This window comes from Natrinema salaciae, assembly GCF_900110865.1.
Taxonomy (GTDB): domain Archaea; phylum Halobacteriota; class Halobacteria; order Halobacteriales; family Natrialbaceae; genus Natrinema; species Natrinema salaciae.
Window position 1 is genome coordinate 876315 of the sequence record NZ_FOFD01000002.1, and the last position, 8989, is coordinate 885303.

The window sequence follows — 8989 nt, forward strand, 5'->3', positions numbered from 1 at the left end:
CGTCCGCCCGGTTCTATATCGGTCGAGGCCCTACGCCGACCCATGCACGTTGTCGTCCTCGGCGCAGGATACGCAGGGCTGCCCCTGACGCGCTTGCTCGAGGAAGCCCTCCCCGAGACGGTCGACATCACGCTGGTCGACGAGTCGCCTGACCACCTCGTTCAGCACGAGCTCCATCGGGTGATCCGCCGACCGGAGCTGGCCGCGGCGATCACGGTCCCCCTGCCCGAGGTGCTCGAGCGGGCCAGCGTCCGCGTCGCCCACGTCGAGGCGATCGATCGCGACGAGCGGGTCGTCTCCCTCTCGACGGGCGCGCTTTCGTACGACGTGGCGGCGGTCTGTCTCGGTGCACGGACCGCCTACTACGGTCTCGAGGGCGTCCGCGAACACGCGACGCCGCTCAAGCGACTCTCGCACGCGAACCGGATCCGATCGGGAGCGCTCGCGGCGTTCCGGACCGACGATCCCGGGCTCGTCGTCGGCGGGGCCGGCCTCTCCGGCGTCCAGGTCGCGGGCGAACTCGCCGCGTTCGCTCGCGAGGAGCGCAGCGACGCGACGATCACGATCCTCGAGCGACTCGGGAGCGTCGCACCGGGCTTCCCGGAGAACTTCCGGCGAGCGGTCCGGAGCGCGCTCGAAGAACAGGGTGTCGACGTTCGAACCGACGCGGCGGTCGCGCGAGCCGACGGGTCACACGTCGTCCTCGAGTCGGGCGAGCGCGTTCCGTCCGATCAGTTCGTCTGGACCGGCGGCATTCGGGGGGCGGACGCGCTCGCCGGCGAACGGCCGACGGTCGAGAGCGACCTCCGACTCGACGATCGGACCTTCGCGCTCGGGGACGCGGTTCGCGTCGTCGACGCCGGCGGGGAGCCGGTGCCGGCGAGCGCACAGGCCGCCGTGCGGGAAGCCCGGACGGTGGCCGAGAGTATCGCCACCCTCGTCGCGGACGACGAAACTATCGAAGCCGCCGGTTCTCACAGCGAGGCGTTCACCTTCGAATCGCCCGGCTGGGTCGTCAGCGTCGGCGACGATGCGGTCGCGACGATCGGCTCGCGCGTTCTCACGGGACGACCGGCGACGGCGCTCAAGACGACCGTCGGCCTCGGCTATCTCTCCGGCGTCGGCGACGCCGAAAACGCGGTCGGGCTCGCGTATCGGGACCTCCTTCCGGATCGGCTCCAGCGGAATCACTAAGGGCCATCGCGGTTCGGGTCGTCCACTCGAGCACGGGCGACGCGAGCCCGCTGCCGCCGTCGGTCAGGTCCAGCGATCCAGCCCCGTCTGCGTGACGCTCTCCTCGATGCGCTCGAAGCCGCGTTCGACCTCGCCGTCGTGGACTCCCCACTCGTCGATGACGTACTCTCGCGCGGCCTCGAGGTCCGGGTCGACGGCCGCGTCGAACTCGTACTCGTCGGTGACATCGGGATCGCGGAACAGCTGCCGCACGCGGTCGCCGTACTCGACGTGTTCGCCGCGGGCCTCGAGGACGCTCCAGAGGTCCCCGTGTTCGGTGATCGCCGAAATCGCCGTCTTGGGACCGATCCCGGAGACGCCCTCGTTGAAGTCCGTCCCGATGAGGATCGCCGCGTCGATCAGCTGCTCGAGGGTCAGCCCGTGGCGGTCGAGGGTGGCCTCGAGATCCATCAGTTCGGGGTCGCCCTTGCTCGTCAGCTGCCGCAGCGTCAGCGGCGAGCCGAACAGGAGGGCGTCGTAATCCTCGGAGCCCACGTAATCGGCGTCACCCCGTTTGACCATGTGGGCGGCCTGGGCCTCGCCTTCCGCCGGCGCTTCGACGATCGGCACGTCGAGCAGCCGGAGGAGTTCCCGGCTGGTCTCCTGAATCGTCGGCGTCAGCCGCTGCGTGCGGGACTCGAGCTGGGCGATCGCCACCGCGTCGCCTTCCTCGCGGGCGGTCTCGAGTTGGTCCTCGTAGCTCCGCCGCTGCTCGCGGCGGGACTCGATCTCGTCGGTCTTCAGCTCGGAGGGGCCGCCGTCGAAGACCATCACCGGCGTGATATCCCGCTCGAAGAACTTGGGCAATCCCTGGACGATCCCGACGAGGTTGGCGACCTCGGTCCCGTCGGCGGTCGTATACTTGCCGCTGTCGGTCCACTTGACCGTCGTCGTCAGATACCGGTAGAGCCAGTTGTGCGCGTCGACGGCGACGACCCCCTCGATCTCGTCGAAGGGGATCTCCTCGATGACGGCGATATCCCGAAGTGCAGCGTTTCCCATTGCGGACCACTTGGGACGACTGGGATTTGAATCGTTGGCTTCCCGATCGCGCTCGTCACGTTCTCGAGAGCCCGTCGGTATCGGGATATCGGTGGTCCCCCGTCGTCACTCGTTCGAGGATCAGTCCGGTCCGACGTCCCCACCATTCGTAAGTGCGTTCCGGACCGACTGTGACACGCTCGAGCGATCCGTCCGCGAGCGAGCGTTCCATGACACACGATAGGATCCACGCGCGAAAACCGACACACGACAGCGATCGGTGGTCGGTCGGGACCATCGAACGGATCGACGAGCGGGACGGTCACTGCGTCTTCGAGGTGGAGACCGAGGAGGGAGAGACGGTCGAACTCGTCGTCACGGTCGCGATTCGTGACCTAGTCCTGCGAAGACTGGACCGCGACGAAGACGAGTCACCGATCGGCGCTCGAGTCTGGTATCGGAAACGCGGGGCCTGAGACGACCACACGGTCGACGCCGACGGTCGGCGTTCCTACTCGCGCGACTCGCGAGCCGGCGGCTCGCCGTCGCGCCGCGAGTCGAGAAAGCGCTCCTCCTCGTCGGAGAGATCCCGCTCCCGAAACGCCTCGAGTCCGGCCTGATACCGGTTCCCGTCGTCCCAGTCGGTCTCGGCACCGTCGGTCGGCGTCGGGTACTCGAGGATCAGTTCGGCGATGCCCGTCGTCTCGCCGGTGTAGGCGAACCCCGTCCGGTAGAGCGCCTCGTAGGCGAACGGATTGTTGACCGCGATCCGGAGCCGGTCGTACCCCCGCTCGACGGCGCGGTCGCGCACGCGGCGACAGAGCGCCGGGCCGATCCCCTCGCCGCGCCGGTCGCGGTCGACGGTCACGTAGCGCAGCCACAGCACGTCCGCGTCGGTGCGGTCCTCGTTGAACGCGACGGCCGCGACGATTTGGCCGTCGTCGGCTCGAGCCACCGCCTTGCCCGTGTTCGTCATGACGAACTTCCCGGCGTAGCTGAACCGTTCGTGATCGAGTCGGAGCTGTGGTCCGTCGGGCGGCCAGCCGAGCAGTTCGTACTCCACGGGCGGAGTTGGAGCGCAGCCTACTACAATCCCCGGTATCGGACGGGGCGGCGGTCTCGAGACTGCCGTCTCTCTCATGGACGAACGCTTTTGCATCCGGTGTGGTACCCGCCCCACGATGAGCAACGAATCGACGACGACGGCTGCGTTCGGGCTGAGCGGCGCTACCGGCTGGCTCGTCGGCGGTGCTCTCGGCGGCGCGATCGGCGCGATCGCGTTCGGACTCCTCATGTGGCTCCTCGATCCGGTGGTCCTCGATGCCGCCATCCCCGCGATCTACGGCCTCGAGCCGGTCGGCCCCCTCGGCTGGGGGATCCACGTCGGCCACGGGATCGTCCTCGGCGTCGTCTTCGGATTGCTCGCAACGCGCCCCTCGATTCTCGGACTCCTTCGGGACGACGTCGAAACCGACGTCCTCTCTCGAACCGGTATCGTCCTCCGGATGGCCGGTGCCGGCCTCGTCTTCGGCATCGCAGTCTGGACGATCCTGCCCCTGCTCGTCCTCCCCGTCTGGGTGAACGCGGTCGGCGGCAGCGGAGCAGAGATGTTTCCGGCGGTCGCCGCCGAGAGTCTGCTCGGACACGCGCTGTTCGGCACTGTGCTCGGAGCCGTCTTCGGCGCGACGGTCGATCTCCGGGGTCGACCGGCCGAGTCTCCGTTCTGAGGCCTCTGCCGTCGCGAGAGCCGCCGAGAACTGTCGACTACCGCTCGAAGACACCGAGCGTGAAACCTGAAGAGGACTACCAGGGTGAGTCGTCGAGGAGTAGCGGGAGGTAGATTTGAACTACCGATCTGCGGGTTATGAGCCCGCCGGAATCTCCTGGCTATCCCATCCCGCTACATCTCCGTATTTGTGGGCACCGATTAAGGGTTGTCATTCACTTTCCGTCTGCGACATCTGTGTCTGTAGTTACCGGAATGCGAGATGTAAATCGAAACGTAATTTGGCGCAAGTTGATGGAGTAGACGCGTCGTGTAGTCGTGTGCGACTCGAGGTCACTCGGCGTGTCACTACATGCAGTGCTACCGTTTGCGCAGTGCGACACCGAGCGTCAGCGCAGCGAGTATGGCTGCGACCGCCGCTGCACCAAACACCCCGCGAACACCGAACAGCGGGACCAGCGGGCCGAACAGCACCGGTGAAAGGAACTGGCCTGTGTACCCCGATGATGCGAGATAGGAACTAAACTGTCCCTGCCGGTCGGTGGGTGCGAGCGCCTCGATCCAGGCAAAGGCCGAGGGGAAAACGAGCCCCAGTCCCAGCCCGAATGTGACCACCGACGGGACCGCCGTCAGCGCGGACTCCGCAACTGTCGCACCTGCGAACGCGCCAATCCACAGTGTGAGTGCAGTCGCGACGAGTGCGTGTCTACTCGTCCGTTCGACGAGCCGATCGTAGACGGCAGCCGAAATGCCCCCGGCGACGCCGTTGGCAGCGAGATAGAAACTGATCGACAGCGAGGAGGTGATCCCCAGTCCCGCCAGGAGCTGCGGATAAAAGATGACGATGCTGTAGAGGAACGCGTTCGCACCGAAGTACAGCACGTAGACCGACAAGAGCGCGGGTCGTCGGCGGAGAACGGCGACGACACCAGCAACACCTGCATCCGTTTCCGCCCCGTCGCTGGCCCTCTCTCGACCCGTCTCGGGAACTGTCACGATTGCGAGTAGGCCCAGCGGTAGTGCGATCAGGTAAACGCCGAAGGGTGCCTGCCAAGAGAGTGTCCCGAGTGCACCGCCAACCAGTGGCCACGCTACCCCACCGACGCTGTTGGCACTGCTCCGTAGTCCGAGTGCACGGTTCATCTGCTGGCCCTCGTAGAGGTCGTAGATGAGGACCGTGATGCCGGTATAGACGAAGGCCACACCGACACCCAAGACGGCTCGCGAGACGAGCAACGGACCGAACGAATCGACGAACAGTCCGGATCCGCCGCCAGCTGCATACAGGAGGAGGCCACCGACGAAGGGCCGACGAGGACCACTACGATCGATGAGCGCGCCCGCGACCGGACTGACGAGGACGATGAGTGCGCCGTGAGTCGTAATGATGAGGCCGGCGAGTGACTCCGAGACGCCGAGACTCGATTGGATCGCCGGGACGATCGGCCCGAGGATCGCCCCAGCCATCACCGTCAGCGTTGCCGAGGCCAAGATCACCCACAGCGTCACACGCGCCTCCGACGGCTTCTCCATCGGACCGTACTCACCGAGGAACCGGCAACACGGTTGCGGTTCCTCGTTACCGGACCGTCGTGACGCACACGCCAACCCGCGGTGGAAGCTTCGAACCGCACGGTCGGGTCGTTGCTGGAAGCCCGGAGATCCGACGAGAGAAGGGCAGAGGAGTGCGCGGACCGGGATTTGAACCCGGGCCATGAGCTTGGAAGGCTCAGGTCCTACCACTAGACCATCCGCGCGCATCTCCGGATTTTCGTTCCACGTTTAAGGCTCTTCCTTTTTGCACTCTCCCCGCTGGCGATCGGCACGAACCGGGGCACCGTTCCGACGCGACTTCGGGACGGTTCGACGCCGACTATCCGGACGGCCGCGCACCCGAGACCGTCGCGTAGCAGTTCCCGCTCGAGAGCTCCCACTCGCGGAGCGTGAGGTCGCTGTCGGCGAGGTCGGCCTCGAACTCGTCGGGCGCGTAGATGTGGTAGAACCGGTCGACCGGTTCGCCGCCCGGAAGCGTCCACTCGATCGTCGTATCGAACCCGTCGGCCTCGTCGAACCGGTCGTGAGCGGTCGACCACGCGCTGACCAGCGCCCGCCCGTCGGGGGCGAGCACCCGCGCGAGTTCGTCCAGACTGTCCCGACGGGCGGCCCGCGTCGGCAGGTGGTGGAGCGTCGCGACGTAGACCGCGACGTCGATACTGTCGGCGGCCAGCGGCAGCCCCGCCGCGTCCCCCTGCACCAGTTCGACGTCGAACCCGCGCTCGAGCGCTCGCTCCCGCCCCGTCTCGAGCAGGCCGCGGCTGACGTCGAGACCGACGACGGACGCGCAGTCGGCGGCGAGGAGTTCGGCGTGGCGACAGTTGCCGCAGCCGAGGTCGAGGCCGACGCCGCCCGCCCCGCGCTCGGCGGCGTGCGTCGCGACGAACGATTCGACTTCGGGCCAGGCGTACTCCCGCGTCGACGCGAAGTGAGTCGCGATCCGGTCGTAGGTGTCGCGCACGTCGGCGCGGCGAGCGCTCTCGGCGTCCCGGCTGCCATCTCGGTTCTCGTCCCCGGCCATCGTCGGAGTTCGTCGGGGGACGCGCAAAAAGCGTTCGCAACCCCGCCGGGAGGCGAGGCGACTCGCAATCGAACCGGGACGGCGGGCTCAGAGCTGCCGCACGTCCTCGCGCGTGAGCCGACAGCCACACGGCCCCGCGCCGTGATCCCGCGGTCCGCGAGAGGTGATCGTGAGCATCCGCTGGCCGCAGTGCGGACACGGCGGGAAGTACAACTCGTCCGCCGGCGTCCCGGCCTCGAGGTCGACGCGGTCGACACCGATCGCCTCGGAATCGGTGCCGTCGGACTCGGCAGCGGACGCGTCGGTGGCCTCGCCGTCCGGCGCGTCGGCCGCCGCCCCGTCGCCGCGGGACTCGAGCGAGTCCCGATCGTCGTCGGTCATGGCCGCTCTCCTCCGGTTCGGTCGGTCGGTCGGCGCTCGTCTCGGTGTGCGTGACGATACTCCCGTCGTGCGAGACGTTTATGTCTCGGTAGAATGAACGGAATCATGGCTTCGAAACCGCTCCGGTTTGGAAGCCACGCTTCGGGTGTGCCAGCACCCGGGGCATTTCGGTGCACGCCCCCTGCAGCGGTTCGGAAGCGTCGCTTCCATTCACATCATGTCTACAGTATAACTTATAGCTACTGGAAGTATCTATCTCCGGGCTCGAGCGGCGATCATCCTCCCGACCGACGCTTCGAATGTGGGACCGTGACGGGGACTCGAGGAATTCGAGGGGTTTATCTATTCCCGACGGGAACTGGAGGATGCGTACGAGGGCTCGTAGATCAGGGGTAGATCACTCCCTTGGCATGGGAGAGGCCCCGGGTTCAAATCCCGGCGAGTCCACTATAAATTTGGCGTTTCAGGCCTTCTAACTCCTGAATTCCGTTCCCTGAGGGTGTTTTGACGACTATCGATACGACAGTGCTGACAGCGGCGTGCTCGTGGGTCATAGTTCTCCTAGCAATCTTCGATGAATTCACGTCGCTGTTCCAGTTTCTCGCGGTCTGTACGGCGGTCGAAGACTTTCGAGTTACCACCGTGTTCAACGTTCGTCTGTCCTGATCGGAAGCGATACTCTGAATTGAGTTTGTGTGTTACTCCCACACATGGAAAGGGTGAGTGAGCTACTCCGGTACGCGGCCGGGCTCGTCTTGATTGCGGGTGGTATCGTCGGGACGATCGCGTCCCTGATGGGGATCGAGACGATCTCGCCGGCATACTTCGCCGTCGCGATCGCCGCTGGAGCGGGAGCGCTTCCCGAAGCGGAACGTGCGTTGTGTCGCATCCGTAGTCGACTTCCCGTGTAGCAAGGCGACGATGCCCGTGAGCGGTACCTCGTTGGCTGTTCCGGGTCTCGTCGTCGCTCATGCTCGAGCCTTCCGCGTCGCGTAGTTCCGGAGCTGACGGAAGACGCCGCCGCGCCGGAGTTCTCTGCCGGCGTCGGTGTAGACGATGTGACCGCCGGCGTGACACTCGGTACAGCGGTAACAGGTCGTGTCCGTCGAGCTATGGTATCTCCGATATTGGGGAAGCATATCTCGATGAGGAGTACGACGCTGAGAACGAAGTCTATTTCAACGGTAACGGCTCGAGAGACGGTCCAACTGCAAGTCAAATCTCAGAATCGTGACGAATCGGAAACCCGCTCCTGGATGTGCACACTCGATGAACGGGTCCTCGAGCATCTCTCAGCGGACCCGTGGTCGACACCACGGCACATGTCCCGTGTTGTCAAACACCCATCATCACGCGAGCGGGCTGCTGGTCTGAAGCTACTCGTCCGACTGTTTCGCAACTGAGGGGCAAGAGTGGTCCGGCCATTGGTTGTATTCTCGGACACAACGCCCGCGGTAACTGCGTGTGCAAGTGTAGCGCTTCACCCTTTGTTCAACGGGTCGAACGCGTAGTACACCATAGTCATCATGATACCCAACCAAACAGCATTTAGCCGGAAAATAGGGCGCTAAGCCCCCTTCCTCAGCGAGCGGCGAAGCCGCGAGCAGGGAGGGGATACAGCGCCCGCACGACTCTCAACCATTCTAGTCAAAACACTTAACAAACCAGAATCACTTGCAAGGAGCAAGTCGCATGGAGTACAGTCCACGATACAGGCTCTTTCCGACGACCGAGCAGCGAGAGAGCCTCGACTGGACTCGTGACATCGTGCGACAAGTCTACAACCACGCACTCCACGAATTCAACCAAATACCAGAAAACGAAGGTACACTTCGACAGCGCGTTTGGAAAGTTCGCGACGACCTACCCAACCTCAAGCAATATTGGACCGAACTCAACAAGGTCTACTCCACCGTGTTGCAGAAAGCTGTCGAACGCATCCGCAATAACATTACCAATCTTGGAAAGCTCAAATCCAAGGGCTATGATGTTGGCTCGTTGAACTGGAAAGGACCGCGAGAGTACAGGAGTTTCACGTATCGGCAATCAGGCTTCGAACTCGACAAAAAGAGTGGCCCACGAGACCGTGCAAT

The 8989-nt window shown here is 64.9% G+C and carries 11 protein-coding genes and 3 tRNA genes; 6 read left to right on the top strand and 8 right to left on the bottom strand.

Features of this window, described 5'->3' with window-relative positions:
- Positions 1 to 42: 42 nt before the first annotated feature.
- Positions 43 to 1194, top strand: a complete 1152-nt coding sequence (locus BMX07_RS09495) for an NAD(P)/FAD-dependent oxidoreductase (RefSeq protein WP_090617137.1) — start codon at positions 43 to 45, stop codon at positions 1192 to 1194.
- Between the two features lie 63 nt (positions 1195 to 1257).
- On the opposite strand, the gene fen is transcribed toward BMX07_RS09495, so the two are convergent.
- The gene (gene fen, locus BMX07_RS09500; RefSeq protein WP_090617139.1) at positions 1258 to 2235 is read right to left on the bottom strand and encodes a flap endonuclease-1; all 978 of its coding nucleotides are present in this window, start codon (positions 2233 to 2235) and stop codon (positions 1258 to 1260) included.
- A 209-nt stretch (positions 2236 to 2444) separates the two neighbouring features.
- Between fen and BMX07_RS09505 the strand changes: the two genes are divergently transcribed.
- Positions 2445 to 2690 (top strand): DUF7861 family protein, encoded by a 246-nt coding sequence (locus BMX07_RS09505; protein ID WP_090617141.1) that lies wholly within the window; start codon positions 2445 to 2447, stop codon positions 2688 to 2690.
- A 35-nt stretch (positions 2691 to 2725) separates the two neighbouring features.
- Here the strand turns inward: BMX07_RS09505 and BMX07_RS09510 are convergent, their stop codons facing one another.
- Entirely contained in the window at positions 2726 to 3277 is a 552-nt protein-coding gene (locus BMX07_RS09510) for a GNAT family N-acetyltransferase (RefSeq protein ID WP_090617143.1), read from the bottom strand.
- 118 nt (positions 3278 to 3395) lie between these two features.
- On the opposite strand from BMX07_RS09510, the gene BMX07_RS09515 reads away from it, so the two are divergent.
- Positions 3396 to 3941 (top strand): hypothetical protein, encoded by a 546-nt coding sequence (locus BMX07_RS09515; RefSeq protein WP_090617145.1) that lies wholly within the window; start codon positions 3396 to 3398, stop codon positions 3939 to 3941.
- Between the two features lie 100 nt (positions 3942 to 4041).
- Here the strand turns inward: BMX07_RS09515 and BMX07_RS09520 are convergent.
- From BMX07_RS09520 to BMX07_RS09540, 5 genes are all read right to left on the bottom strand, one after another.
- Positions 4042 to 4116, bottom strand: a tRNA-Met gene (locus BMX07_RS09520).
- 184 nt (positions 4117 to 4300) lie between these two features.
- Positions 4301 to 5473, bottom strand: a complete 1173-nt coding sequence (locus BMX07_RS09525) for an MFS transporter (RefSeq protein WP_090617147.1) — start codon at positions 5471 to 5473, stop codon at positions 4301 to 4303.
- 153 nt (positions 5474 to 5626) lie between these two features.
- Positions 5627 to 5697, bottom strand: a tRNA-Gly gene (locus BMX07_RS09530).
- Between the two features lie 116 nt (positions 5698 to 5813).
- The gene (locus BMX07_RS09535) at positions 5814 to 6515 is read right to left on the bottom strand and encodes a class I SAM-dependent methyltransferase (RefSeq protein ID WP_090617150.1); all 702 of its coding nucleotides are present in this window, start codon (positions 6513 to 6515) and stop codon (positions 5814 to 5816) included.
- An 87-nt stretch (positions 6516 to 6602) separates the two neighbouring features.
- The gene (locus tag BMX07_RS09540; RefSeq protein WP_090617152.1) at positions 6603 to 6896 is read right to left on the bottom strand and encodes a hypothetical protein; all 294 of its coding nucleotides are present in this window, start codon (positions 6894 to 6896) and stop codon (positions 6603 to 6605) included.
- 375 nt (positions 6897 to 7271) lie between these two features.
- Between BMX07_RS09540 and BMX07_RS09545 the strand changes: the two genes are divergently transcribed.
- Positions 7272 to 7343 (top strand) — tRNA-Ala (locus BMX07_RS09545).
- 263 nt (positions 7344 to 7606) lie between these two features.
- Positions 7607 to 7807, top strand: coding sequence for a hypothetical protein (locus tag BMX07_RS09550; protein ID WP_090617154.1), 201 nt, complete (start codon positions 7607 to 7609; stop codon positions 7805 to 7807).
- Positions 7808 to 7864: 57 nt separating this feature from the next.
- Here BMX07_RS09550 and BMX07_RS24370 read toward each other — a convergent pair whose 3' ends face one another.
- Positions 7865 to 8035 carry a hypothetical protein gene (locus tag BMX07_RS24370; protein WP_175480058.1) on the bottom strand — a complete coding sequence of 57 codons (171 nt, stop codon included), beginning with the start codon at positions 8033 to 8035 and terminating at the stop codon, positions 7865 to 7867.
- A gap of 553 nt (positions 8036 to 8588) precedes the next feature.
- On the opposite strand from BMX07_RS24370, the gene BMX07_RS09560 reads away from it, so the two are divergent.
- Positions 8589 to 8989: helix-turn-helix domain-containing protein (locus BMX07_RS09560; RefSeq protein ID WP_175480102.1), on the top strand; the 401-nt coding region annotated here is incomplete at its 3' end.